General features: G+C 64.0%; 19 protein-coding genes. 12 read left to right on the forward strand and 7 right to left on the reverse strand.

Translation table 11 applies throughout. From position 1 onward, the window contains the following. Nucleotides 1-43 precede the first annotated feature (43 nt). The 3 genes from speA to DOM58_RS01590 form a co-directional block, all read right to left on the reverse strand. Complete coding sequence (gene speA, locus DOM58_RS01580) at nucleotides 44-1,954, reverse strand: biosynthetic arginine decarboxylase (RefSeq protein WP_110691518.1); 1,911 nt, start codon at nucleotides 1,952-1,954, stop codon at nucleotides 44-46. A gap of 185 nt (nucleotides 1,955-2,139) precedes the next feature. Next, nucleotides 2,140-3,096, reverse strand: a complete 957-nt coding sequence (locus DOM58_RS01585) for a homoserine kinase (RefSeq protein WP_110691519.1) — start codon at nucleotides 3,094-3,096, stop codon at nucleotides 2,140-2,142. A 203-nt stretch (nucleotides 3,097-3,299) separates the two neighbouring features. Next, nucleotides 3,300-3,605 carry a DUF2782 domain-containing protein gene (locus DOM58_RS01590; protein WP_245392105.1) on the reverse strand — a complete coding sequence of 102 codons (306 nt, stop codon included), beginning with the start codon at nucleotides 3,603-3,605 and terminating at the stop codon, nucleotides 3,300-3,302. A 222-nt stretch (nucleotides 3,606-3,827) separates the two neighbouring features. On the opposite strand from DOM58_RS01590, the gene polA reads away from it, so the two are divergent. From polA to nadA, 3 genes are all read left to right on the forward strand, one after another. Next, complete coding sequence (gene polA, locus DOM58_RS01595) at nucleotides 3,828-6,605, forward strand: DNA polymerase I (protein ID WP_110691520.1); 2,778 nt, start codon at nucleotides 3,828-3,830, stop codon at nucleotides 6,603-6,605. A 269-nt stretch (nucleotides 6,606-6,874) separates the two neighbouring features. Further along, nucleotides 6,875-8,290 (forward strand): NADP-dependent phosphogluconate dehydrogenase, encoded by a 1,416-nt coding sequence (gene gndA, locus DOM58_RS01600; protein WP_110691521.1) that lies wholly within the window; start codon nucleotides 6,875-6,877, stop codon nucleotides 8,288-8,290. Nucleotides 8,291-8,303: 13 nt separating this feature from the next. Next, complete coding sequence (nadA, locus tag DOM58_RS01605) at nucleotides 8,304-9,353, forward strand: quinolinate synthase NadA (RefSeq protein ID WP_110691522.1); 1,050 nt, start codon at nucleotides 8,304-8,306, stop codon at nucleotides 9,351-9,353. Between the two features lie 104 nt (nucleotides 9,354-9,457). On the opposite strand, the gene DOM58_RS01610 is transcribed toward nadA, so the two are convergent. Beyond that, nucleotides 9,458-10,231: a MipA/OmpV family protein gene (locus DOM58_RS01610; RefSeq protein WP_075562167.1), complete on the reverse strand. Its 774-nt coding sequence runs from the start codon at nucleotides 10,229-10,231 to the stop codon at nucleotides 9,458-9,460. A 328-nt stretch (nucleotides 10,232-10,559) separates the two neighbouring features. Between DOM58_RS01610 and DOM58_RS01615 the strand changes: the two genes are divergently transcribed. Genes DOM58_RS01615 through DOM58_RS01625 form a run of 3 tightly spaced genes read left to right on the forward strand, consistent with a single transcriptional unit; the run spans nucleotide 10,560 to nucleotide 14,483 of the window. Beyond that, nucleotides 10,560-11,252 carry a (2Fe-2S)-binding protein gene (locus tag DOM58_RS01615; RefSeq protein ID WP_083627773.1) on the forward strand — a complete coding sequence of 231 codons (693 nt, stop codon included), beginning with the start codon at nucleotides 10,560-10,562 and terminating at the stop codon, nucleotides 11,250-11,252. Further along, nucleotides 11,249-12,235, forward strand: a complete 987-nt coding sequence (locus DOM58_RS01620; RefSeq protein WP_110691523.1) for an FAD binding domain-containing protein — start codon at nucleotides 11,249-11,251, stop codon at nucleotides 12,233-12,235. Before DOM58_RS01615 ends, DOM58_RS01620 begins: the two co-directional genes overlap by 4 nt. Nucleotides 12,236-12,257: 22 nt before the next feature. After that, a complete protein-coding gene (locus DOM58_RS01625; protein ID WP_110691524.1) occupies nucleotides 12,258-14,483 on the forward strand; it encodes a xanthine dehydrogenase family protein molybdopterin-binding subunit in 2,226 nt (741 codons plus the stop codon). Between the two features lie 134 nt (nucleotides 14,484-14,617). On the opposite strand, the gene DOM58_RS17600 is transcribed toward DOM58_RS01625, so the two are convergent. Both DOM58_RS17600 and DOM58_RS01635 read right to left on the reverse strand, forming a co-directional pair. Then, the gene (locus tag DOM58_RS17600; protein WP_223162117.1) at nucleotides 14,618-15,130 is read right to left on the reverse strand and encodes a DUF302 domain-containing protein; all 513 of its coding nucleotides are present in this window, start codon (nucleotides 15,128-15,130) and stop codon (nucleotides 14,618-14,620) included. A gap of 59 nt (nucleotides 15,131-15,189) precedes the next feature. Next, a complete protein-coding gene (locus DOM58_RS01635) occupies nucleotides 15,190-16,908 on the reverse strand; it encodes a Na+/H+ antiporter (RefSeq protein WP_110691525.1) in 1,719 nt (572 codons plus the stop codon). 340 nt (nucleotides 16,909-17,248) lie between these two features. Between DOM58_RS01635 and DOM58_RS01640 the strand changes: the two genes are divergently transcribed. From DOM58_RS01640 to DOM58_RS01650, 3 genes are read left to right on the forward strand one after another with little or no spacing between them, the layout of a single operon-like run. Next, entirely contained in the window at nucleotides 17,249-17,794 is a 546-nt protein-coding gene (locus tag DOM58_RS01640; protein WP_075562185.1) for a (2Fe-2S)-binding protein, read from the forward strand. Further along, nucleotides 17,791-18,801, forward strand: a complete 1,011-nt coding sequence (locus DOM58_RS01645; protein ID WP_110691526.1) for an FAD binding domain-containing protein — start codon at nucleotides 17,791-17,793, stop codon at nucleotides 18,799-18,801. Before DOM58_RS01640 ends, DOM58_RS01645 begins: the two co-directional genes overlap by 4 nt. Continuing rightward, complete coding sequence (locus DOM58_RS01650) at nucleotides 18,798-21,032, forward strand: xanthine dehydrogenase family protein molybdopterin-binding subunit (protein ID WP_110691527.1); 2,235 nt, start codon at nucleotides 18,798-18,800, stop codon at nucleotides 21,030-21,032. The genes DOM58_RS01645 and DOM58_RS01650 overlap by 4 nt, the downstream gene beginning before the upstream one ends. On the opposite strand, the gene DOM58_RS01655 is transcribed toward DOM58_RS01650, so the two are convergent. Continuing rightward, on the reverse strand, nucleotides 21,029-21,673 hold the full coding sequence (locus DOM58_RS01655; RefSeq protein ID WP_075562188.1) for a TetR/AcrR family transcriptional regulator: 645 nt from the start codon (nucleotides 21,671-21,673) through the stop codon (nucleotides 21,029-21,031). The two genes, DOM58_RS01650 and DOM58_RS01655, sit on opposite strands and share 4 nt — an antisense overlap. Nucleotides 21,674-21,794: 121 nt before the next feature. Here DOM58_RS01655 and DOM58_RS01660 point away from each other — a divergent pair, with 121 nt between their 5' ends. The 3 genes from DOM58_RS01660 (at nucleotide 21,795) to DOM58_RS01670 (ending at nucleotide 25,075) form a co-directional block, all read left to right on the forward strand. Then, nucleotides 21,795-22,904 carry an HlyD family secretion protein gene (locus DOM58_RS01660; RefSeq protein ID WP_075562189.1) on the forward strand — a complete coding sequence of 370 codons (1,110 nt, stop codon included), beginning with the start codon at nucleotides 21,795-21,797 and terminating at the stop codon, nucleotides 22,902-22,904. A gap of 101 nt (nucleotides 22,905-23,005) precedes the next feature. Beyond that, nucleotides 23,006-24,556 carry a DHA2 family efflux MFS transporter permease subunit gene (locus tag DOM58_RS01665; protein WP_110691528.1) on the forward strand — a complete coding sequence of 517 codons (1,551 nt, stop codon included), beginning with the start codon at nucleotides 23,006-23,008 and terminating at the stop codon, nucleotides 24,554-24,556. Nucleotides 24,557-24,661: 105 nt separating this feature from the next. Beyond that, entirely contained in the window at nucleotides 24,662-25,075 is a 414-nt protein-coding gene (locus tag DOM58_RS01670; RefSeq protein WP_110691529.1) for a hypothetical protein, read from the forward strand. Nucleotides 25,076-25,081 lie beyond the last annotated feature (6 nt).

Here is a 25,081-nt window from a genome sequence, read left to right on the forward strand (position 1 = left end):
TTCTCGCAATAAGCCCATTTTGGCTTTCGCGGCTCGCCGCCCATCACTCCAGATAGGTATAGCCGCTCAAGCCTTCCGACAGCTCGTTCACGAACAGTTCGCGCTCTTCGACGGTCAGCGGGCTGGCGATCAGCTGTTCGGTGAGCTTGCGCTTGAGTGCCACGGCGTCGAAATTGACGTAGCCGAGCACGTCCGCCACCGCATCGCCCTGCTGGACGTGGGAAAGGCGCCATTCGCCGTTCTCGTCGAGAGCGACGTCGACCGAATCGGTATCGCCGAACAGGTTGTGCAGGTCGCCGAGGATTTCCTGATAGGCGCCGACCAGAAACAGCCCGATCAGCTTGTCGTCGTCATCGTCCCACTCCGGTAGCGGCAGGGTGCTCTCGAGTCCCTGGCCGTCGACGTAGAGATCGATCCGGCCGTCGGAATCGCAGGTAATGTCCTGAATCACGCCGCGCCGGGTCGGTTCGCGATCCAGACCGGTCAGCGGCAGCACCGGGAAGACCTGATCGATCCCCCATACGTCCGGCAGCGACTGGAACAGCGAGAAGTTGGCGAACAGCTTGTCGGCGAGCTTTTCGGCCAGTTCGTCGGCGATCTCGCGATGGGCGCGATTGCGATTGTCGAGCCGCTTGTGCAGACGCTGGCAGGCGGCGAAGTAGACCGACTCGCCCTCGGCGCGGGCCTGCATGTTGGCCAGCCCCAGCACGAAACGATCCTGCAGTTCGCCCACCGCCTGGACCACATCGTGGTAGGCCTCGACCAGATCGCGGGGTTCGCGCATGCCTTCGAGCCGGTCGTAGACGCGCCACAGTTCGGCGACGTGGGCGTCGCCCTCGACCCGGCGCTCCGGCTCGATATGGCCCAGGCGCTCTTCGCCGATCACGTTGGTGACCAGCACCGCGTGATGCGCGGTCAGCGCGCGGCCGGATTCCGAGATCAGCTGCGGATGCGGCAGGTTGTGGGTCTCGCAGATCTGACGGAACGCCCATACCACGTTGGTGGCGTACTCCTGCATCGAATAGTTGATCGAACAGAAGCTCTGCGAGCGGGTGCCTTCGTAGTCGACGCCCAGGCCGCCGCCGACGTCCACCGTGTCGATCGGCGCACCGAGATCGCGCAGGCTGTGATAGAAGCGTGCGCACTCGCGCAGGCCACGCTGGATGTCGCGAATGTTGGCGATCTGCGAGCCGAGGTGGAAGTGCACCAGCTGCAGGCTGTCCAGCGCATCCGCGTCACGCAGCCGTTCGGTGATGGCCAGCAGCTGGCTGGCGGTAAGCCCGAACTTCGACTTCTCGCCACCGGTATCCTGCCACTTGCCCTTGCCCACGGACGAAAGCCGCGCGCGCAGACCGATGCGCGGTTTCACCTTGAGGTTTTCGGCCTCTTCCAGGATCAGGCTCAGCTCCGAGTACTTCTCGACCACCAGGTAGACCTTGTGGCCGAGCTTTTCGCCCATCAGGGCCAGGCGAATGTATTCGCGATCCTTATAGCCGTTGCAGACGATCAGCGACGAACCCTCGTCGCCGGAAAGGGCGAGTACCGCCATCAGTTCCGGCTTGCTGCCCGCTTCCAGCCCGACCCGGCCCCGGCCGCGCTCCTGGGTGGCGAGAATCTCCTCCACCACGCGGCGCTGCTGATTGACCTTGATCGGATAGACCGCGGTGTAGCTGGCCTGGTAATCCTCCTCCTTCATCGCGTTGTCGAAGGCCATGCAGAGCTGCTCGACGCGATCGTGGAGGATATCGATGAAACGCACCAGCACCGGCAGCCTCAGCCCGGCATCACGCAGCCGGTCGACCAGGGTGTCGAGCACCAGCGTGGGCCCGGGAACTTCACTGCCCAGCGGGCGAACCAGTGTGCGGCCCTCGTCATCGACATCGAAATAGCCACTGCCCCACTGATCGATGTTGTAGGTACGGCGAGCTCGTGCAGCGGGTGAAGGATTCGTCATGACGCTCTCCGGTCGGCCGGCAACAAAACAGAAAACAAGTAGCCCCCGGCGTGAATGGTGACGAAAAGGCCGGGAACGCGAATGGCGCGCATTATGACGGCGCGGGAACGCGACGACCACTGAATGTCAGGGAAAAACTAGTCGAAAGTCGCTATCGGCACAGCCTTTTGGGCGAAAATCGTGATTCATTCGGCGGCAATGGGCAGCGTCGGCACGGCACCTTCGAGACGTCTGCCCAGCAGGGTGCGAAAGCGCGCCGGGTCGTGGGGCGTGATGTCGTGGGCCGGCGGATCGACGTGGATCACCAGCAGCCGCGACAGCCAGTAGCGCAGCGCCGTCAGCCGCAGCATGACCGGCCAAAGCTCGCGCTCCTGCTCGGTCAGCGGGCGATGCGCGAGATAGGCGCCGAGGATGGCGGCGTAGCGCGCCTCGTCGATGTCGCCGGCATCGTCGCTGGTCCAGTCGTTGATCACGATCGCCAGATCGAACAGCAGCTCGCCGCTGCAGCCGTTGTAGAAGTCGATGATGCCGCCGAGCCGGTCGCCGTCATAAAGCGTGTTGTCACGGAACAGGTCGCCGTGGATGGCGCCCTGTGGCAGCTCGACATCCGAGAATACCTGGGCATAGTCGGCAATCTCGCGGCTCATCAAGGCCTGGTCGTCCTCCGACAGGAACGGCAGCACTTCGCGATGACGGCGCTGGAGCCAGGCGAGATCGCGCGGATTGGCGCGTTCGCCGGTAAAGTCCTGCGAGGCCTGGTGCATCCGTCCCAGGGCATCGCCGAGCGCGGCGCACTGGGTCAGATTGGGGGCGCTGGGGTGGCTGCCCGGCATGCGCGGGAACAGCAGCGCGGGGCGGCCGGCCAGGCGCTGCAGCGCGACGCCATCGCGGTCATGAACCGGGCCCGGCACCGGCAGTTGCCGCGCGGCCAGGTAATCCAGCAGATCGACGAAGAACGGCAGATCCTCGAATCCCCCCTGCTCGAACAGCGTCAGCACCCACTCGTCCTGCTCGGTGGTGACGAAGAAGGTGCTGTTCTCGGTGCCGTGCGGCACGCCCTTGAGCGTCTGCAGGCGGCCGACAGAGTAGCGTTCGAGAAACTCGGCGACCTGATCGTCGCTCAACGGGGTGAATACGGCCATGGGATCTCGGAATCGGGGGCGGACATTAGGGGTAAAGAACCGCTGATGAAAAACCGCAGGATAAAAGACAGCGCGCATTGTAGCGGCTAGCGGGGCGCTCTCCTACCGGCTATCGGGCGCCAGCAATAAGCGACGAGCGGCACCGGCCGTGATGGAACCGTCGAGCGGCGCCGAATTTCGCTTCAATCGATCAACACGATCGATCACTCGCTCTGGACCCATTTCGGCACCGGCACGCTGGACGCGTCGACGCGCCTGAAGTCGCCGTCGCCGTTGTCGTCGTAGAGAAAGTAGGTGGCGCCCTTGTCCTCTCCGCCAGTGGGGACGATCCGGATCGCGTAGAGCTTGCCGTTGACGCGGTACTCGTCGATCGTGCGCTGGGCATCCTTCTGTGAGGTGATCTCGGGCTGAACCGCGGACTGCGCCAGGGCGGGCAGCGATAGCCCGCCGATCAGCAGTGCCGCCAGCATGGCCGGCAGCCACGTCTTCATTCGCGGCCATGAGGTCATTTGCGACCCAATTCTCATCGCAGACTCCTTCGCTCGCTGTGGATTGCGGATCCACCGGTATCTGACCGGTATCTGACCGGTGTCTGAATCGTCCCATTGTATCGCTTTCCGCCATCCGGACGCATGGGGCCAGGTTAGGGTCGCGTAGGCGGATGCCCTGACGCCGAGCCGTGGCTTGCGTATCATGAGGGCATCGAAAGCCAGCCACGGATCACGCAGCTCATGGCAGATGCCCCCATCGTCCTCGTCGACGGATCGTCCTATCTCTATCGCGCCTTTCACGCGCTGCCGCCGCTCTCCACCTCCGACGGGCAGCCGACCGGCGCTGTGCGCGGGGTGCTCTCGATGCTCAAGAGCCTGATCAAGCAGTACCCGCAGAGCCCCATGGCGGTGGTGTTCGACGCCAAGGGCAAGACCTTCCGCGACGAGATCTACGCCGAGTACAAGGCCCACCGCCCGCCGATGCCGGACGATCTGCGCCCGCAGGTCGAGCCGCTGCACGACTGCGTCCGCGCGCTCGGCCTGCCGCTTTTGTGCATCGAAGGCGTCGAGGCGGATGACGTGATCGGCACGCTGGCACGACTGGCCACCGAATCCGGCCGCGACGCGGTGATCTCCACCGGCGACAAGGACATGGCCCAGCTGGTCAACCAGCACATCACCCTGGTCAACACCATGAAGAACGAGACGCTCGACGTGGCCGGCGTCGAGGCCAAGTTCGGCATTCCACCGTCGTTGATCATCGATTATCTGGCGCTGATGGGCGACAAGGTCGACAACATTCCCGGCGTGCCCGGCGTCGGCGGCAAGACGGCGCTGGGACTGCTGCAGGGCATCGGCGGCGGGCTGGATGCGATCTACGCCGACCTGGAGAAGGTCACGACGTTGAGTTTCCGCGGCGCCAAGACGATGCCCAAGAAACTGGAGGAAAACCGCGAACAGGCGTTCCTCTCCTACCAGCTGGCGACGATCAAGACCGACTGCGAGCTGCCGGTGGGGCTCGACGATCTGCATCTGGCCGAACCCGACCGCGAGGCGCTTAAGGCGCTCTATCAGCGGCTCGAGTTCAAGAACTGGCTGACCGAACTGCTCGAGGGCCGGGACGAGGGCGTCGACGATGTGGGCGCCGAGAACGCCGGCAAATCGGAAATCGACGAAGACGTGACGTTGACCAAACCGGCGCGTCACGACCAGACGCTGCTGACCCAGGCGGAATTCGACGCCTGGCTCGAACGGCTGAAAACCAGCGAAGCGTTCTGTTTCGATCTGGAAACCACGAGTCTCAACTACATGGAGGCCGATATCGTGGGTATCGGCCTGTCGCTGGAACCCGGCGAGGCGGCCTACATCCCGGTCGGCCACGACTATCTCGACGCCCCGGCGCAGCTCGACCGAACGGCGGTGCTGGCGGCGCTCAAGCCGCTGCTGGAAAACCCCGAGATCGGTAAGATCGGCCAGAATCTCAAGTACGATATCTCGGTGCTGGCGCGCTATCAGATTCGGGTCGCCGGCGCGCTGAACGACACCATGCTCGAATCCTACGTGCTGAACTCCACCGCGACGCGGCATGACATGGATTCGCTGGCGCTCAAATATCTTGGCGAGAAGACCATCAGTTTTCAGGATATCGCCGGCAAGGGCGTCAAGCAGTTGACCTTCAACCAGATCGCCCTCGAAGAAGCCGTGCCCTATGCCTGCGAGGACGTCGATATCACCCTGCGCCTGCACCAGGCATTGCGGCCCAAGGTGGAGGAAGCCGGACGGCTGGCCGAGGTGCTCGATACCCTCGAGCGGCCGCTGATTCCGGTGCTGTCGCACATGGAGCGTGGCGGCGTAGCATTGGACGCCACGCGCCTGCATACCCAGAGCCAGGAGCTGGAAGGGCGGATCCGCGAGCTGGAGCGTGAGGCGTTCGAACTGGCCGGCAAGGAGTTCAACCTCGGTTCGCCCAAGCAGCTGGCGGAGATTCTGTTCGAGGAGCAGAAGATCCCGGTGATCAAGAAGACGCCCAAGGGCGCGCCGAGCACGGCGGAAGCGGTGCTCGAAGAGCTGGCATTGGACTTCCCGCTGCCCAAGCTGATCATGGCACATCGCGGCATGACTAAGCTCAAGTCGACCTATACCGACAAGCTGCCGCGGCTGGTCAATCCGATGACCGGCCGGCTGCACACCAGCTATCACCAGGCGGTGACGGCGACCGGGCGGCTGTCATCCTCCGATCCCAACCTGCAGAACATCCCGATCCGGACGGAAGAGGGGCGCAAGATCCGTCAGGCGTTCGTGGCCCGCGGGGGCTACCGGATCGTCGCCGCCGATTACTCCCAGATCGAGCTGCGGATCATGGCGCATCTCTCCGACGATAAGGGCCTGCTGGACGCCTTCGCCAACGATCGTGACATTCACGCCGCCACCGCCGCCGAAGTCTTCGGTGTGGAGCTGGACAAGGTCACCACCGATCAGCGCCGCAGCGCCAAGGCGATCAACTTCGGCCTGATCTACGGCATGAGCGCCTGGGGCCTTTCCAGGCAGCTGCATATCGAGGCCAAGCAGGCCAAGGTCTACATCGACCGCTACTTCGACCGTTATCCGGGCGTGGCCAAGTTCATGGACAACATTCGCGCCCAGGCCGGCGAGGATGGCTTCGTCGAGACCGTGTTCGGTCGCCGGCTCTATCTGCCGGAGATCAAGGCCCAGAACCATGCCCGGCGTCAGGCAGCGGAACGCACCGCGATCAACGCGCCGATGCAGGGTACCGCCGCCGATATCATCAAGCTGGCGATGATCGATGTGCACCACTGGCTCAACCCGGTCAAGGAAGAGGCAGAGTTCGATGCCTGGATGGTGATGCAGGTTCACGATGAACTGGTGTTCGAGGTCAAGGAGAGTCAGACCCAGGACTTCCTCGGCGCCATCAGTGGGCGGATGCAGAACGCTGCCCAGCTCAATGTGCCGCTGATCGTGGAGGCCAATAGTGGGGCGAACTGGGACGAAGCCCACTAGGAAACACTGAATACATGTCTGCGCGGGCAATACGCTGCGTTGTGCGGTGCCGGGGCGCCGGTCCGATCGGAATCCTCACCTATACCCCATAGGCTCCGGTTCCTGTGCTCCGTACGCCTTGCGTCTTACTCCGCTCGACGATGTCTTCAGCGCTTCCCGCCTCGCAGCGTTAATTCGGACGCGATTCGGATGATTCGCGTCTGTGGCTTACACTATCGTTATCGTTTATCGCCGCGTGACGGCTTTATTTTCGCAAGGAGCACAAGATCATGGCCAAACAGCAAATCGGTGTCGTCGGCATGGCCGTCATGGGCCGCAATCTGGCGCTCAACATCGAGAGCCGGGATTACACGGTGTCGATCTTCAACCGCTCGCGGGAGAAGACCGATGAAGTCATGCAGGAAAATCCTGACAGCAAGCTGGTGCCGTTCTACAGCGTCGAGGAGTTCGTCGCGTCTCTCGAGACGCCGCGGCGCATTCTGCTGATGGTCAAGGCGGGCGACGCCACCGACAAGACGATCGAATCGCTCAAGCCGCATCTGGACAAGGGCGATATCCTGATCGACGGCGGCAACACGCCGTTCGAGGACACCATTCGGCGCAACAAGGAGCTCTCGGAAGCGGGCTTCAACTTCATCGGCACCGGCGTCTCCGGTGGCGAAGAGGGCGCGCTGAAAGGCCCGTCGATCATGCCGGGCGGCCAGCAGGAAGCCTACGACATGGTCGCGCCGATCCTCGAGAAGATCGCCGCGCGCGCCGACGACGGCGAGCCATGTGTCACCTATGTCGGCCCGGACGGTGCCGGCCACTACGTCAAGATGGTTCACAACGGCATCGAGTACGGCGACATGCAGCTGATCGCCGAAGCCTACTCGATTCTCAAGGGTTCGCTGGGGCTGTCGAACGCCGAGCTGGCCGACATCTTCAGCGAGTGGAACGAAGGCGAACTCGACAGCTACCTGATCGACATCACCGCCAGGATCTTCACCAAGAAGGATGACCAGAGCGACCAGGACGTGGTCGACATCATTCTCGATTCCGCAGGTCAGAAGGGCACCGGTAAGTGGACCAGCAAGAGCGCGATGGATCTCGGCGTGCCGCTGCCGCTGATCACTGAGTCGGTCTTCGCGCGCTTCATCTCGGCGCTGAAAGACGAGCGCGTCGAAGCCTCCAAGGTGCTCACCGGCCCCAAGGAAACACCGCTCCAGGGCGACAAGCAGGAATTCATCGAGAAGGTGCGCAAGGCGCTATTCTTCAGCAAGATCGCCTCCTACGCCCAGGGCTTTGCCCAGATGCGCGCCGCTTCCGAGCACTACGACTGGAACCTGAACTACGGCGAAGTCGCCAAACTGTTCCGCGCCGGCTGCATCATTCGCGCCCGCTTTCTGCAGAAGATCACCGACGCCTATAAAGAGAATCCCGAGCTCAAGAACCTGCTGATGGCGCCGTACTTCGGCGAGATCGCCGGCAACTATCAATCGGCGCTTCGGGACGTGATTTCCCATGCCGTCCAGAACGGCATTCCGGTGCCGACCTTCTCCTCGGCGATCGCCTACTACGACAGCTATCGCAGCGAGAAACTGCCGGCCAACCTGATCCAGGCCCAGCGCGACTTCTTCGGCGCCCACACTTACAAGCGTGTCGATCGGGAAGGGACGTTCCACACCGAGTGGCTGCAGGACTGACGGAGACGGATCGATGGCGGAACTGGAGCGGGATCGGGTTCGCGAGCACTTGGCGGGTAACACGCCGCCTGTGCTCGACGAGAGCGCCAAGGCGCATTATCGGGAGCGTATCGCGGCGCAGTTGAAGGCCCGCAACGCGGTACTGGTCGCGCACTACTACACCGATCCCGAAATCCAGGCGCTGGCGGAAGCGACCGGCGGCTGTGTGGCCGATTCGCTGGAGATGGCGCGCTTCGGCAAGGATCACCCGGCGACGACGCTGATCGTCGCCGGCGTGCGCTTCATGGGCGAGACCGCCAAGATCCTGAGCCCGGAGAAGCGGGTCTTCATGCCGACGCTGGAAGCGACCTGCTCGCTGGACATCGGCTGCCCGGCCGATGCCTTCTCCGACTTCTGCGACCAGCATCCGGATCGCACCGTGGTGGTCTACGCCAATACCTCGGCGGCAGTGAAAGCGCGCGCCAACTGGGTTGTGACCTCTTCCATCGCGGTCGAACTGATCGATCATCTCGATCGGCAGGGCGAGAAAATCCTGTGGGCGCCGGATCGTCATCTGGGCAACTATGTCCGGGAGAAAACCGGAGCCGACGTGCTCTGCTGGGACGGCGAGTGCATCGTTCATGACGAGTTCAAGGCCAAGGGCATTGTCGAGCTCAAGGCGCTGCATCCGGAAGCAGCGGTGCTCGTGCATCCGGAGTCTCCGGCGTCGGTGGTGGAGATCGCCGACGTGGTCGGCTCGACGTCGCAACTGATCGCGGCGGCGCAGCAGCTCGACAGTCCCAGCTTCATCGTCGCCACCGATCGCGGCATCTTCTACAAGATGCAGCAGCTGATGCCCGACAAGACCTTCATGGCTGCGCCCACGGCAGGCAACGGTGCGACGTGTCGCAGTTGCGCCAGCTGTCCGTGGATGGCGATGAACGGTCTCGAGAATACGCTGGCGGTACTCGAGGACGCCAACGGCTGCGGTCAGGAGATCCACGTCGATCCCGAGATTGCCGCACGGGCGCTGGTGCCACTGGATCGGATGCTGGAGTTCGGGGCCGAACTCAAACGCCGTTAGGTTTTTTCCGCTTCTTTCTCCAAGAAACGAAAGCGCCCGCCCCGNNGGGGCGGGCGCTTTTACGTCTCTATGTTTTACGTTTCTGTGATTTATATCTCTACGACTTAAAAGTGATAATTGACGAAAGCACCCGCCCGCCACTGGGTCGCATCGCCCTCATCATCGACGATCGAGCTGTCCGCGGCATCGCCGGTCAGGCGCGAGACGCCGACCAGGCCGGTGATCGACCACTGCCGCGTGAGGTAGTAGCTGAGCGAGGCGTCGCCACCGATGGCGAAATAGCCGTCGTCCGGATCGTAAGCGTCGATACCTGAACGCGCGCTCTCGCGATTCGAGACGCCGAACATGTCGTCGGTCCAGGCGGCGCTGGTGTACTCGAAGCGCGGCCCGATGGTAAAGACCGCGCGCTCGCCGAGCTTGGTGATATGAGTCGCCTTAAACTTGACGCGGTAGCCGTCGATGTCGCCGCTGAACGGCGTTTCCGCGGCGCCACTGTAGCGCCACGCCTGATCGACATAGCTGACCCGCAGCCCGCCGGTGACGCCGCCGTCGACCTGGTCGAGATCGTCGATGTCGCCGGTATCGTCACGGCCGAAGGTGTAGCCGATGAACGGCGCGACCCGCCAGTTATCCTGCTTGATCACGTTCCAGCCGATGCCGTCGGTGACGCTGACGAAGAACGTATCGCCGTAAGTGGCATCCAGTGACGGCCAGGCGTTCCATTCGTAATCGTCGCTGCCCAGATAGTCCGGGCTGTAGATCGCCCCGGCACCCACGGTGCCCTCCCACTCGGGCTGTGCGGCGAAGACCGCCGAGCTGATAGCGACACTGCCTGCGGCAAGCGCGAACTGCCAGGCCAATTTCCGTGAATCGATCATGTCATTCATCCTTGCGGCGGACTCGGGAGATGGCGAAAACATACGGCAGTGTAGGTAAAAAGGCCAGTCGCAGAAGATGCTGTTCTTCATGCCCATTTCTCCACAATCGCGGCGGGATACTCCTGAATCCGCCGCCGGGCTTTGCACCGCCTCGTTTCCTCCCCTAATTTGAATAAATCTCCGTCGCCTGACACGACGGTGTCTACCGACTTCCCGGGCAGCGAATTCTCGCTGCCTTCGTCGTCTCGCGCTGCGAGGCGCACCCGTTCCGAACGATACCGATAGCCACAACGAAAACGACCGGGCAGAAACTGATGAGGACGATTCCATGGACGATAACCAGCGTTCGAGTTCGAGCGTAGCCATCTACGATCCCGACGATCACGCGACGCGACCGAGTTCGCCCGGCCGCCGTCGCTTCCTGCAGACCGCCGGTATTTCCGGGTTGGCCGTAGCGGCGGCGCCGGCGCTTTCCCAGGTGAGCTACGCCGGCTCGCCGGACCAGCCAGAAACGCAGACTGACGCGCCGCCCGCCGAGGGCAAGCAACGTATCACGTTGGTCGTCAACGGCCAGCGCCAGCAGCTGGACGTGGCGCCCAACGTCATTCTGCTCGATGCGCTGCGCCACGGGCTCAAGCTCACCGGCACCAAGAAAGGCTGCGACCACGGCCAGTGCGGCGCCTGCACGATTCTGGTCGACGGCACCGCAATCAACTCGTGCCTGAGCCTGGCGGTGACCCACGACGGCGACGAGATCACCACCGTCGAGGGGCTCGAGAAGAATGGCCAGCAGCATCCGATCCAGCAGGCGTTTCTCGAACACGATGCCTATCAGTGCGGCTACTGCACGGCGGGTCAGATGATGAGTGCCGTGGCGATCCTCCAGGATGATGACATCGGCAAGAGTGACGCTGACGTGCGCGAGGCGATGAGCGGCAATATCTGCCGCTGCGGCGCCTACAAGAACATCGTGGCGGCGATCCAGTCAGCTCGAGGCGCCGTGAAGGGAGGCAACGCATGAGACATTTCGAATACGCCCGCGCCGACAGTGCGCAACAGGCGGTCGCCGCGCATGGGAGCGACCGCGAGGTCTCGTTCCTGGCCGGTGGCACGACACTGCTGGACCTGGTCAAGCTCGACGTCATGCAGCCGAACAAGATCGTCGATATCAACGGCGTCGCTCTGGACGAGATCGAGCGGCTGGACGACGGCCGCCTGCGTATCGGCGCGATGGTGACCAACACCGCCCTGGCGCGCGACAAGCGCGTGGTCGATGACTACGCCGTGCTGTCACAAGCTCTGCTGGCCGGCGCCTCGACCCAACTGCGCAACAAGGCGACCACCGGCGGAAACGTGATGCAGCGGGTGCGCTGTCCCTATTTCCGCGATGGTGTCTCCGACTGCAACAAGCGCGAGCCCGGCAGCGGCTGTGCGGCGATCGGCGGCGTCAACCGCACCGTTCATGCGGTGCTCGGCACCAGCGATGACTGTATCGCCTCGCACCCGTCTGACATGTGCGTCGCCATGATCGCGATCGGCGCCACCGTGGTCGTTCAAGGGCCGGAAGGCTCGCGCGAGATCGACTTCGCCGACTTCCACCTGCTACCCGGCAAGACGCCGGCGCGAGAGCATGCGCTGGAACCGGGTGAGCTGATCACTCACGTCGTTCTCGACGCGCCGCTCGAGGGCAGCCGATCGGCCTATCTCAAGCTGCGCGATCGTCAGTCCTATCAGTTCGCGCTCGCCTCCAGCGCGGTGATCGTTCAGATGGATGGCAACACCATTCGCGAGGCGCGGGTGGCGATGGGCGGTGTCGGCACCAAACCCTGGCGCGCGCCGGAAGTGGAAGCGGCGCTCAAGGGCAAGGCCGCGAGCGAGCGGCTCTTTGCCGACGCCGCAAAGCTCGCTTTCGAGAATGCCGTCGCCTACGCCCACAACGGCTACAAGATTCCGCTCGGCCAGCAGGCCATCGTGCGCAATCTTTCCGATCTGACCGCCGCCTGATCGCCCGCGAGGAGAATCGACCATGAGCGACAAACAGCAAAGCATCATCGGCGCCGGCGTGCCGCGCATCGACGGCCCGGACAAGCTCTCCGGCCGCGCCAACTATGCCGCCGACAACCTGCCGCCCAATCTGGCCTACGGCTACGGGGTCTTCAGCACCATCGCCAGTGGCAAGGTTTCGCAGTTGAGCGTCGACGAAGCCCGCAAGATGCCGGGCGTCATCGATATCTTCCACCACAGCCACTTTCCGTCGCTGTACCGGACGCCATCGAGCTTCGCCCAGGGCAACAAGGTCGAGGAGACCCGGCTGCCGTTCGAGGACGAACGCGTCTACTACGAAGGGCAGTTCGTGGCACTGGTGATCGCGGACACCTTCGAGAATGCCCGAGCGGCGGCGCGGCGGGTCAAGGTGACTTACTCGACCGACAAGACCGTGGCCAATCTCGACCAGGGCGTCGAGGCGAACGGCACCCAGGCGGGCAGCGGCAATCATGATCGCGGAGACGCGGCCTCGGCGTTCGATAGCGCGGCGACCACCATCGATGCGACCTACCGTACGCCGGTGGAGACCCACAATCCGATGGAAATGCACGCTTCCACTGCCTGGTGGGACGACGAGCATCTGACGATCTTCGATGCCTCCCAGGGGGTCGTGGTGGCGCGAAACGCGCTCTCCAAGATATTCGCCATTCCGCCGGAGCGGATCACCGTGCACGCGCCCTACATCGGCTCCGGTTTCGGCAGCAAGCTGTGGACCTGGCCGCACGCCATCGCCACGGCGGCGGTGTCCCGGGAACTCGGGCGTCCAGTGCAGCTCGTCGTGCCGCGTCAGCAGATGTTCACCACCACCGGGCATCGGCCGGAAACACGTCAGCGCCTGCGCCTGGCGACGGACGGGAACGGCAAGCTGGTGTCGCTGCGTCATGAAGCGATCAACACTACGTCCTATACCGACCAGTACGTCGAGACCTGCGGCAGCGTGACCAAGAGTCTCTATAGCTGTCCTAACCTCACGGTCAGCCACGAGACCACCCAGGTAAATCGCGGCACGCCGACCTCGATGCGCGCACCGGGCGCCGCGCCGGGGCTGTTCGCATTGGAATCGGCGATCGACGAGATGGCCGACGCTGCCGGTGTCGACCCGGTGCAGTTCCGGCTCGACAACTACGCCGAGCGTGACGAAAGCCAGGATCTGGATTTCTCCAGCAACCATATCGTCGAAGCGACGAATCGGGCGGCGGAGAAGTTTGGCTGGGCCGACCGCAATCCCGAGATCGGCAGCATGCGCAAGGGCCGCGAGATCGTCGGCTACGGCATGGCAGCCTGCAACTGGGAAGCGCTGAAACGCCCCTGCGACGCGCGTGTCTCGATCCGTGCCGACGGCACGGCGTTTGCCTCCTGCGCCACCCAGGATATCGGTACCGGCACTTACACTATCGTCGCCCAGGCGGTCAGCGACGTGACCGGCATCCCGATCGATCGCATCACCGTCAAGCTGGGGGATTCGTCCTATCCGGACGGGCCGGTTTCCGGCGGCTCCTGGGCGACGGCGACCACGCTACCGGCGATTGCCGGGGCGGCGCGCAAGGCGCTCGACGAGATCAAGCGCTACGCTACCGGCAGCAACGGCGCCTTCGCCGGAGCGTCCAGCGATGAGCTGGAAGTCGCCGACGGCGGCCTGCGCAATGCCGACGGCAAACAAACGAGCTTCGCCGATATTCTCGAGGCGGGACGCTACGGCAGCGCCGATGGGGAAGCGCATACCGAAGGGGCGGATTCGAAGTACTCCTACCGATCCTTCGGTGCTCACTTCGTCGAGGTGCGCTGGGATCCGGGCATCTCGCATCTTCGGGTGGCGCGGGTGGTCAGCGCCATCGACGTGGGCAAGGTGATCAACGAAACCACCGCTCGCAATCAGGTCGAAGGCGCCGTGGTGATGGGCATCGGCATGGGCCTGTTCGAGGCCACCGAATATGACGAGCGCAACGCCCGCCCGGTCAATAACGACTACGCCGAATACGTGGTGCCGGTGCACGCCGACCAGCCGGAAATCGACGTGATCCTGCTCGACCATCCGGACCTGGCGTTCAACGAATACGGCGCCCGCGGCATCGGCGAGATCGGCGTCACTGGCCTTGCAGCCGCGGTTGCCAATGCGGTCCATCACGCCACCGGCAAGCGCATCCGCGAACTGCCGATCACCCTCGACAAGCTGATGGACGACGTGCCCCAAGCGCGAAGCGCGTAGTTTAGAAAGGCACGAAGCGCGTAATGCCTCGAAAGGCACGCGCAGCGTGAAATGATCGTTCTCGCGGCAAACGAAAGCCGCCGCGCCGTTTGACGTTTATGTCAGGCGGCGCGGCGGCTTTTTCTTTCGCGACACTACTTCTGCAAAGTCGCTTCCACCAGTTTCTGCATTGTCTGCTGCAGCGGTTTGACCGCCGGGCAGTCGGCGGCGCCGTGGCGTTCGGCGATCCAGGCGGGATCGTTGTAGCCGAGCCAGGTCTGGCCGTCGTCGTCCTGCCAGATCAGCGCTTTCATCGGCAGGTCGATGCCGGCGCTCGGCGCGCATTGCATCAACGGCGTGCCGCCCTTGGGGTCACCGAAGATGATCACTTCGTTGGGTAGCAGCGCCATGCTGCGTGACATCGCGCCCTGGCGATGATCGACACGGGCGAACACGGTCATGCCGCTGGTGCGGGCCTGTTCGGCGAATCGAGACGCCGTATCGTGAACACTGGCGTCGCTCTTGGCGACGATCAGCCCCGGCACCGAGGGCGCTGTGTCCCCCGAAGCCGTCGACTCGGGCTCTTGGGCCGATGCGGAATTGGCCAGCCCCAGTAGCGCGGCGGCGAACAATGCGGCACGTGCCGAGCGGGCGAGGAATCGAGGCATGCGAAGTCTCCAGGTGTTGATATCTGTCGGCGTGTTGAAGGTATCGGCCAGTGCTGCGATCAGTGATGGGCGGCGCTCTGATCGCCGGTCAGCGCGGCTTCGGCCAGGTCGACCTCGCGGACCAGCTTGCGGAGAACACTGTCGTTGATGTGATCACGCTGGCGCAGTTTGTAGTACTGACGGCGTTCGGCGCGCAGGGCCTCCAGCCGGGTCTCGCGCTCCAGCTGCCGCGACGCGGCGAGTTGGGGCGTTGCGGTATCGGCCGAGTGCAGCGTCAGGCGCTCGCGATAGTAGCTCATCAGCTGCGAGCTGATGTCGTTGAAGGCCATGATCGTCTCGTCGTTGGTCTTGTTGCGCGCGAACTCGCCGGTACGGTCATGATGGTAGCGCTCGATGTGATAGATCGCGGCCTCGGCGCCGGCGATGCGCGCCCTGCGCTCTTCCTCGAACTCGTGAGTGTCGGCGGGAATCTTGAGGTTGCGCAGCACCATTGGCAGACCAACGCTGCCGGTGACCAGCGTGAACAGGATCACGCCGGTGGCGAGAAAGATAAGCAGCTCCCGGCCGGGGAACGTGGTGCCATCGGCCATGACCTGCGGTAGCGACATGGCGGCAGCGAGCGTGATGGTGCCGCGAATACCGGCGAGCGTGGCCGCCAGCATCAGCTTGAACGGCACCCGGCCGTCAGTGTCCGGCGAGCTCAGGCGAGGCTGCCCGCGCAGGAAGGCGCTCAGCCGGGTCGCGCCACGCCCCACCTCTCTGGCGAGCCAGATCCAGGCGAAGCGCGAAGCGAGCAGGGCGATCGAGATCGCCGCGACGTAGCCCAGCAGGCGCAGGAATTCGAAATCCCCGATGTCGTGGAGTGAATGATCCAGTGCGCCGCTGATGATCGCCGGCAGCTGGAAGCCCAGCAGCAGAAAGACCAGCGCGTTGAGTATGAACTCGACCATCTCCCACACGCTCTGAGTCTGCATCCGCGCATGCAATTGGCCGACCCGTTTGCTATCCGCGCGGTTCATCACCATGCCGGCGGCGACCGCCGAGAGAATGCCGGACATGCCCAGATGCTCGGCCAGCAGATAGGCGGCGAAAGGTAGCAGCAGCACCAGCAGAATGACCTGAATCGTAGTGGCCTCGCCCAGATGCCGCTCGATCAGCCGCGTGCGCAGGAAGTTGAAGCCGAAAGCCAGCAGACCGCCTACCACCAGGCCCCCCACCGAGATGACGACGAAGCTCAACGAGGCGTCGGCGAGCGAGAAGGTGCCGGTGATCGCGGCGGCGACGGCGAACTTGAACGCCACCAGTCCCGAGGCGTCGTTCATCAACGACTCGCCCTCGAGAATTCGCATCAGTCGTGGTGGCACGGGCAGGCGGCCGGAGATCGAGGAGACCGCTACTGCGTCCGTAGGCGAGAGGATCGCGGCCAGGGCGAAACAGATCGCCAGCGGCAGCGCCGGGAGCAGCATATGAATGAAGTAGCCGACGCCGACCACCGTGAACAGCACCAGGCCCAGCGCCAGCGCCAGGATCGGCCCGCGCAGGATCATGAACTCGCGCTGAGGGAAGCGTCTGGCATCGGCGAACAGTAGCGGGGCGATGAACAGCAGCAGAAAGATTTCCGGCTCGAGTTCGACATGCAGCCCCGACGCGGGCCATGCCAGCAGGGCGCCGAGGAATATCTGTACCAGCGGCGTGGGAAGCGTGGGGACAAAGCGCGTGATGACACCGGTCGCGGAGGCGACCAGCAGCAGAATCAGAACCAGTAACAGCGTATTCATCGACCCGATCAACCGGTTGGGAGCCATTGGCCGACGAGCTTAGCGGAAGTCGGATGCGTTGGGGGCGGGTGCGACAAAATTTCTTGATCTCTCGCCGGGCGAGATCGGGACCGGGTGTCTATGCTGTTGTCGATAGGCGGCATCGGCGTCCTGACAACGCCAGCCGCCCCATGACTTCGTGACAAAGTTCTGTGACAAAGTTCCGTGACAAAGTTCCGTGACGAAAAGCGCTTGTTCAATCGCACGTCCACCACACCAGACGAACCAGACAACGAACCGTGGCATGGCGCAGTGACGCGCCTCGCTGCCGTGGTTTTCGATCCCCTGATGAGGAGCCGGCATGATGGATGATTCCGTGCATTCCCGGACCGCGTCTTCCGAGACGCAGTCACTCAATCTGACGCTCAATGGTGAGCCACTGACCTTGCAGGTGGCCCCTAACGCCGTACTGCTGGATGTACTGCGCGAGCAGCTCGGACTCGGCGGTACCAAAAAAGGCTGCGACCATGGCCAGTGCGGCGCCTGTACCGTGCAGATCGATGGCCAGGCGATGAACTCCTGCCTGCGGCTGGCGGTGATGTGCGAAGGGCAGCACGTCACCACCGTCGAAGGGCTGGCGCGAGACGGTGAGCTGCATCCGGTGCAGCAGAGCTTTCTCGAGTGCGACGCCTTTCAGTGTGGCTACTGCACCCCGGGCCAGATGATGTCCGCGGCAGCGCTGCTGGAAGATGAGCGCATCGGCACCGACGACGCCTCGGTCAAGGAGGCGATGAGCGGCAACATCTGTCGCTGCGGCGCGTACAAGAACATCCTGACGGCAATTCAGCAGGCGCGAACGCAGTTGGCCCACGACGCGACCGCGCCGCGCAAGGAGGGCGTTGCATGAGAACTTTTGCCTTTTCCCGCGCCGATGACGTCGCACAGGCTGCCCATCAGACGGCACCCGAAGCGGCATTCGTGGCCGGCGGCACGACCCTGCTGGATCTGGTCAAGCTCGACGTGATGCGCCCCAGCGAACTGATCGATATCAATCGTCTCCCGCTCAAGAACGTCGAGTGGCTCGATGACGGCCGGCTCAAGATTGGCGCGCTGGTGACCAATACCGATCTCGCCCACCATCCCGATGTCCAGCAGCACTATCCGGTGCTGTCTCAGGCGCTGCTGGCAGGCGCTTCGACCCAGTTGCGCAACATGGCGACCACGGCCGGCAACGTGATGCAGCGCACCCGTTGCCCTTACTACCGCGATCCCGCCGCGGCCTGCAATCGGCGTGAACCGGGCAGCGGTTGCGACGCTCGGCACGGTCTCAATCGGTTGAACGCCGTGCTGGGTGGTAGCGATGCATGCGTCGCGGTGCATCCTTCCGACATGTGCGTGGCGATGGCTGCCATCGGCGCGACGCTGACACTGCAAGGCCCGGAAGGTGAGCGCGAAGTGGCGTTCCAGGATTTCCATCGTCTTCCCGGCGATACCCCGCATATCGAGCACGATCTGGCCGATGGCGAGCTGATCACGGCCATTACGCTGGACGCCCCGTTGGTCCCGGCGGGATCGTACTATCTCAAGTTGCGGGACCGGGCGTCGTACGAGTTCGCCCTGGCCTCGACGGCGGCGCAGCTGTCGCTGGATGGCGAGATGATCGGTGAAGCGCGGGTGGCGCTCGGCGGCGTCGGCACCAAGCCGTGGCGCTGTCCCGAGGCCGAAGCGGCACTGGTCGGCCAACCTGCCGAAATGGCGACTTTCGAGCGTGCGGCGGATATCGCCCTGCGTGATGCCGTACCCCTCGAGCACAACGCGTTCAAGATTCCGCTGGCGCGACAATCCATCATCCGTGCGCTGCGCGAGGCGACGCGTCTCGCCCGTCAGAGCGGAGAACAGGAGGGCCAGGCATGAACGATTTGACCCAATCCGCATTCAACAAGCCGCGCGTGGTCGGCCAGCGAACGCCGCGCATCGACGGTGAGTTCAAGTTGACCGGCCGCGCCGGCTACACCGGCGAACTGCTGGCCGAGGGCATGCTCTACGGCTATCCGGTGCCGGCGACGATCGCCAACGGCGTGCTCGAATCGCTCGAACTCGATGACGCCCTGGCCATGCCGGGCGTGGTCGATATTCTTCACCACGGTCACTTCGAGCACTTGCACCGCTCGCCCAACTCCATGGCCCATGGCGATATGGTCAGCGAAGTGCGCCTGCCGTTCGAGGACGAGCGCATCTACTATCACGGCCAGTACGTGGCGCTCGTGGTGGCGGAAACCTTCGAGCAGGCACGGGCTGCCGCTTATCGTGTCATCGCCCGGTACAAGGAAGAGGACGGTGCCGCCATCGGGCTCCTGCACACCGACGCCCAGGGCGAACTCCAGGAGAGCGCGGGCACGTCCCGCGGTGACCCCGAGGCGGCGTTCGGGGGTGCCGAGGTGAAGATCGACTCGACCTATCAGATCGCGGCCGAAAGCCATCTGCAGATGGAGATGCACGCGACGCTCGCCGAGTGGCGCGACGACGGCAAGCGCCTGGTGGTGCACGAATCGACCCAGGGCGTCTTCTTCCAGCGCAATGCCATGGCGCGCATCTTCGGGCTCGCCCAGGAAAATCTCGAGGTCATCTCGCACTATATCGGCTCGGGCTTCGGCAACAAGCTGTTCATGTGGCCCCATGCCGTGGCGACCGCCGTGGCGGCGCGCATGGCCGGCCGGCCGGTCAAGGTGGTACTGCCGCGCCAGCAGGACATGACCGGTGGCGGCAATCGTCCCGCGTCGCGCCAGCGCGTTCGCCTGGGCGCCGATCGCAGCGGCAAGCTGACCTCGGTGATACACGACAGCACCACCGAGACATCGTTGGTGCATCAGTACGTCGATGCCTGCGGCAGTGCCACGCCGAGCTTCTACGCCTGCGACAACGTCTCGACCAGCCAGCGCGTGCTCGAAGTGAATCACGGCACGCCCTGCCCGATGCGCGCACCCGGTGAAGTCTCGGGTATCTTCGCGCTGGAAACGGCGATGGACGAACTGGCCGTCGAGCTGGGCATGGACCCGGTCGAGCTGCGCCAGAAGAACAACGCCGAGCAGGACCCGGCCAGCGGCTTGCCGTGGTCGAGCAAGCATCTCGACGAGTGCCTCACCAGTGCCGCCCGTCGGTTCGGCTGGGACAAACGCAATCCGGCCGTCGGCTCGATGCGCGACGGTGACGAGATCGTCGGCTACGGCATGGCGTCGTGCACCTGGTCCGCCGGGCGTCAGCCCTGCGAAGCGCGGGTCGAACTGCGCGCCGACGGCTCGCTGTTCGCCGCCTGCGGCACCCAGGATATCGGTACCGGCACCTATACCATCGTGGCGCAGGCCGTCGCCGAGCTGACCGGTGCGGATCTCTCGCGTATCGAGGTCAAGCTGGGCGAGACCAGCCTCCCGGCCGGACCGCTCTCGGGCGGCTCCATGGCGACAGCCACGGTGCTGCCGGCCGTGGCCGCCGCGGTGCGCGACGCGCTGGATGCGATCAAGGAAGTGGCGACCGGTAGCGGCGGCGCTTTCGAAGGCAGCGATGCCGATTCGCTCGAGGCGGAGCAGGGCGGTCTTACCGATGGCAAGCGACGCGTGAGCTTCGAGGAGATTCTCGAGACCGGCAAGCTCTCCAGCGTCAACGGCAAGGGGAGCGCGGCGCCGGGGGACGAACGAAGCGAGTACAGCTTCCGCTCGTTCGGCGCGCATTTCGTCGAGATCCGGATCGATCCCGACATCTCGCGCGTGCGCGTGGCCCGGGTCGTCTCCACCATCGACATCGGCCGGGCGATCAATCCGCCGACGGCGCGCAATCAGGTCGAAGGCGGCATCGTCATGGGGCTCGGCATGGGGCTTCTCGAAAAGCTCGACTACGACCCGCGTGACGCCCGGCTGATCAATGCCAACGTGGCCGACTACATCGTGCCGACGCATGCCGATGCGCCGGACATCGATGTCGAGCTGCTCGACTACCCGGACTTCAAGCACAACGAATTCGGGGGCCGGGGTGTCGGCGAGATCGGTCTTACCGGGGTGGCACCAGCGATCGCCAATGCGATCTATCACGCCACCGGCAAACGCTATCGGGACCTGCCGATCACGATAGAAGCGCTACTGGCTGCGTCCTAGCGGCGAGTGTCGCCTGTTCCGTTCAGGAACAGCTCGACGCAGCGTTTGACCCGGTTTTCGATCGCCGTCCGTGAGGGCGGCGATTCCAGTTGCAGAACCCGGATCAGATGCCATTCGCCCAGCAGCATGCCGAGAAAGATCCCGGCGAGTTCGACGCTGTCGCACGCCGGCAGCAGCTGCCGTTGCACCCGGCGCTCGAGGTAGTCCGCCAGCGCGTGTCGAACGCGCCCCGGCCCGCCGTCGAAGAACAGCCGCGCCAGCAACGGCTGGCGCGGGCTTTCGGCGACGACCTCGCGATAGATGCCCAGGGTTTCCTCGTCCATTATTTTGACCAGCAGATCGATGCCGAGACGTTCCAGCGCGACCTGGATCGGCAGCTCGTCGATGCCGTCGGCCGTCAGCGTGTCGTAGATATGATGGGAGCGTCGTTCGATCATCGCCTGGAACAGGCCTTCCTTGCTGCCGAAGTGCCGATAGAGCGTCGTCAGCGAGCCCCCGGCGTGGGCCACGATATCGTTGACGCTGACCTGGCCGTAGCCGCGTTCGAGAAATAGCCGCTGTGCGGCATCGAGCAGTGCGTCCCGGCGCTGGCGGCCGCGTTCGGTCGTTGGCGGTGAATCCTTGGGAGATGTCGATGACATGGCGCTTCCTCGTGCCGGCCCGGCCGGTTTTTTCTGATACGCGATGGCGTTTTTTAAAAGATAGTGTAGTCTACACTACACATTGAGTGAGCGTGCGCCACTGGCATGAAAAAGGCTCTGCATGAAGATCAAGAAGAAAATCTATTCGGCGGTGATCGTTCTGGTGGTGCTGGTAGTGGCGCTGGTTCTCGTGTGGCGTTGGTGGCACACGGGGCGCTATTTCGTCGAGACGGACAACGCCTACGTGCATACCGACGCCGTGGCGGTGCGGGCCGAAGTCAGCGCGCGAGTGATGGAAGTGGCGGTGGACGACAACGAGCGCGTCGAACGAGGCGATCTGCTGGTCCGGCTCGACGACCGCGATACCCGCAGCCAGCTGGCGCAATCCCAGGCGCAGCTGGCCGTCAGCACTGCCAACGTGACCCAGGCCGAGCGTCAGGTCGATCTCGACCAGGCCAGCATCGACGAAGCCCAGGCGCAGGTGACGGCGGCACAGTCGGACGTGTCCCAGGCGCAACAGCATCTCCAGCGCTCGCAGTCGCTGGCGGCGAACAATTACGCCTCGCGCCAGCAGCTGCAGGACGATCAGGCCTCGCTGCGAGTCGCCCAGGCGACGTTGGCGGCGCGTCAGGCTAGTGTCGAATCGGCGAAACGCCGGCTGTCCGCCGATCGGGCGTCGATCGACAGCGCCAAGGCCAACCGCGATGCCGCCCAGGCCGATATCGATTACGCCCAGAGCCAGCTGGACAAGACCCGTATCGTCGCCAGACGCGATGGCGTGATCGGGAATCTGAGCGTCGAGCCCGGCGATCTGGCCCAGCCGTCGCTGACGCTGATGCAGCTGGTTCCGGTACAGACCGCGTACGTGGTCGGCAACTACAAGGAAACCCAGATCGGGCGGATGCGCGTCGGTCAGCCGGTGTCGCTGGAGGTGGATGCCTACCCGGATATCGAGTTCAAGGGCAAGGTCGACAGCGTGGCACCGGCCACCGGCACCCAGTTCAGCCTGCTGCCGCAGGACAACGCCACCGGCAACTTCAACAAGATCGTCCAGCGCGTGCCGGTCAAGATTCGCGTCACGGAGCCCAAGGATCAGCTATGGCGGCTGCAGTCCGGCCTGTCGGTGGTGCCCTCGGTGGATACCCGCAGCGTCGACGGCCAGGCGATCTACTTTGACCCCGGCCCGCATCTCGACGACGGTTCGGACCGCGCCGTCGACGATAAGTCGTGAATCAGCGCCGTGTGTGTCGATCATGCCTATCGTTCATGAGTGTTGTCGCGAATGTCTGTCATGAAAATGTCTGCCGTGAGTATCGTTCATGAGTGTCGGTCATGAGTGAAGTGGCACCGCCTTCGGGGGGTGGTCCGCAGGAGATGCCCTCCTGGCATTACCGCTTCGGTTTCATCGCGGCGGTGTTCGGCATGTTCATGGCGATCCTGGATATCCAGATCGTCGCCAGCTCGCTGAACGAGATCCAGGCCGGCGTCTCGGCCAGCAGCGACGAAATTTCCTGGATCCAGACCTCCTACCTGGTGGCGGAGATCATCATGATCCCGCTCTCCGGCGTGCTGACGCGTTGGCTTTCGACCCGTGTCGCCTTCGTCGTTTCCTGTGCCGGCTTCACCCTGGCGAGTCTCGGCTGCGCGCTGGCCTCCAGCATCGAACAGCTGATCGTGCTGCGCGCCATCCAGGGCTTCATGGGTGGCGCGATGATCCCGATCACCCAGGCGGTCAGCTTCACGCTGTTCCCGCGCCGGGCGATGGGCGCGGTCCAGGGCGTGATCGGCATGGTGGTGACCATGGCACCGTCGATCGGCCCCACTGTGGGCGGCTATGTCACTGAGCTGTTCAGCTGGCATTGGCTGTTTCTGGCCAACGTCATCCCCGGCATCTGCGTCACGCTGGCCGCATGGCGCTTCCTCGATATCGACGAGGGCGACAAGAGCGTTGCCAAGCGCCTCGATTTCCGCGGTCTGTTTTTGATTGCACTGTTTCTCGGCAGTCTGGAGTTCGTGCTCGAGGAAGGCCCCGGCGACGATTGGTTCGCAAGCCAGTTGATCGTGTGGATGACGCTACTCTGCGCGGCTTCCTGCATCGGCTTCTTCTGGCGCGTGTTCACTTATGCGCACCCGATCGTTGATCTACGCGCCTTCCGCAACATCAATTTCTCGATCGGCACCGGCCTGGTGTTCGTGGTCGGGATCGCGATGTACGGACTGGTCTATCTGATGCCGCTGTTCCTGGGCAACGTTCGCGGTTACTCGAGCCTGCAGATCGGCGAGGTGATGTTCGTCACCGGGGTGGCGATGTTCTTTACCGCGCCGATCGTGGGGCGGCTGACCAACTCGGTCGACCTGCGCGTGCTGCTGTTCTTCGGCCTGACGCTGATCGGTATCGGCACGGCGATGAACAACAATCTGACCAGCGAGTCGGGTTTCTGGCAGTTCTTCTGGCCGCAGATCGTGCGCGGCATCGGCATGATCATGTGCATCATCCCCGCCTCTCGCATTGCCCTGGGCACGCTGCCGCCGCAGGAGCTGGGCAACGCGGCGGGGCTCTTCAGCGTGATGCGCAACCTCGGCGGCGCGGTGGGGCTGGCGATGCTCGATACCGTGCGCGACTGGCGCGAGGACTATCACTGGAACCAACTGATACCCGCGCTCGACCAGGGTCGCCTCGCGGTGCAGCAGCAGATCGACAACTATCAGGCGATGCTGATCGGCCACGTCGCTGACCCTTACCACAGCGCGGTGGCGCTGCTCGGCCAGCGCTTCGGCGTTCAGGCCCAGGTGCTCGCCTACAACGACATCTTCCTGTGGCTCGGCTGCATCTATCTGCTCTGCGTGCCGCTGGTGTTCCTGCTCAAGAAGATCGAGCATTAGAGGCGCCCCCTGCATTTCCTCTCGCGGTCCTGTCGGCTGGTAAGGCTTAGGCGCCAATGATTCAATGGCGTCATCTTCCGCTCGACGACCCTCAGGATCCTCACGATGCCTTCGCCCCAATCTTCCAAACCCGGCGCCGACGAACCCACCCGTACCGTAATGCGCCTGATCGGCAGTTTCGCCGCGCCGGTAGTGATCTATCTGGTGGCCTGGGAGCTGGTGGCGCGGCTGATTCTGCCTGGCGTGGCGGCCAGCGGGCGCGAGTTCGTGATCAATCTGTTCAGCGTGCTGATTCCGTTCGCGGGCGTAATGGTCAGCGTCTATCTCGCCGGCATCAAGGCCGGTCGGCTGATGGGCGGCGGCGTGATGGCGGTGTTCTTCCTCTATCTTTATGTCTCCTCCGGCGTCGCGTTCAGCTGGCTGCCGGTGGCGTTGACGCTGGGCGGAATTGCGCTGGCGGTGGTCGTCGCACGCTACTGCCCGACGATGAAACCCGATCTCGGCGGCGCTTTCGGCTAGGTCGCC

This window comes from Salinicola halophyticus, assembly GCF_003206695.1.
Taxonomy (GTDB): domain Bacteria; phylum Pseudomonadota; class Gammaproteobacteria; order Pseudomonadales; family Halomonadaceae; genus Salinicola; species Salinicola halophyticus.

Bases quoted from the DNA above. Each gene is read 5' to 3' on its own strand.
- DOM58_RS01665 (WP_110691528.1), top strand. From the start codon at position 23,006: ATGAGTGAAGTGGCACCGCCTTCGGGGGGTGGTCCGCAGGAGATGCCC.
- DOM58_RS01670 (WP_110691529.1), top strand. From the start codon at position 24,662: ATGCCTTCGCCCCAATCTTCCAAACCCGGCGCCGACGAACCCACCCGT.
- DOM58_RS01635 (WP_110691525.1), bottom strand. From the start codon at position 16,908: ATGAATACGCTGTTACTGGTTCTGATTCTGCTGCTGGTCGCCTCCGCG.
- DOM58_RS01610 (WP_075562167.1), bottom strand. From the start codon at position 10,231: ATGATCGATTCACGGAAATTGGCCTGGCAGTTCGCGCTTGCCGCAGGC.
- DOM58_RS01640 (WP_075562185.1), top strand. From the start codon at position 17,249: ATGATGGATGATTCCGTGCATTCCCGGACCGCGTCTTCCGAGACGCAG.
- DOM58_RS01645 (WP_110691526.1), top strand. From the start codon at position 17,791: ATGAGAACTTTTGCCTTTTCCCGCGCCGATGACGTCGCACAGGCTGCC.
- DOM58_RS01650 (WP_110691527.1), top strand. From the start codon at position 18,798: ATGAACGATTTGACCCAATCCGCATTCAACAAGCCGCGCGTGGTCGGC.
- DOM58_RS01585 (WP_110691519.1), bottom strand. From the start codon at position 3,096: ATGGCCGTATTCACCCCGTTGAGCGACGATCAGGTCGCCGAGTTTCTC.
- polA (WP_110691520.1), top strand. From the start codon at position 3,828: ATGGCAGATGCCCCCATCGTCCTCGTCGACGGATCGTCCTATCTCTAT.
- DOM58_RS17600 (WP_223162117.1), bottom strand. From the start codon at position 15,130: ATGCCTCGATTCCTCGCCCGCTCGGCACGTGCCGCATTGTTCGCCGCC.
- DOM58_RS01660 (WP_075562189.1), top strand. From the start codon at position 21,795: ATGAAGATCAAGAAGAAAATCTATTCGGCGGTGATCGTTCTGGTGGTG.
- gndA (WP_110691521.1), top strand. From the start codon at position 6,875: ATGGCCAAACAGCAAATCGGTGTCGTCGGCATGGCCGTCATGGGCCGC.
- DOM58_RS01655 (WP_075562188.1), bottom strand. From the start codon at position 21,673: ATGTCATCGACATCTCCCAAGGATTCACCGCCAACGACCGAACGCGGC.
- DOM58_RS01615 (WP_083627773.1), top strand. From the start codon at position 10,560: ATGGACGATAACCAGCGTTCGAGTTCGAGCGTAGCCATCTACGATCCC.
- nadA (WP_110691522.1), top strand. From the start codon at position 8,304: ATGGCGGAACTGGAGCGGGATCGGGTTCGCGAGCACTTGGCGGGTAAC.
- speA (WP_110691518.1), bottom strand. From the start codon at position 1,954: ATGACGAATCCTTCACCCGCTGCACGAGCTCGCCGTACCTACAACATC.
- DOM58_RS01625 (WP_110691524.1), top strand. From the start codon at position 12,258: ATGAGCGACAAACAGCAAAGCATCATCGGCGCCGGCGTGCCGCGCATC.
- DOM58_RS01620 (WP_110691523.1), top strand. From the start codon at position 11,249: ATGAGACATTTCGAATACGCCCGCGCCGACAGTGCGCAACAGGCGGTC.
- DOM58_RS01590 (WP_245392105.1), bottom strand. From the start codon at position 3,605: ATGACCTCATGGCCGCGAATGAAGACGTGGCTGCCGGCCATGCTGGCG.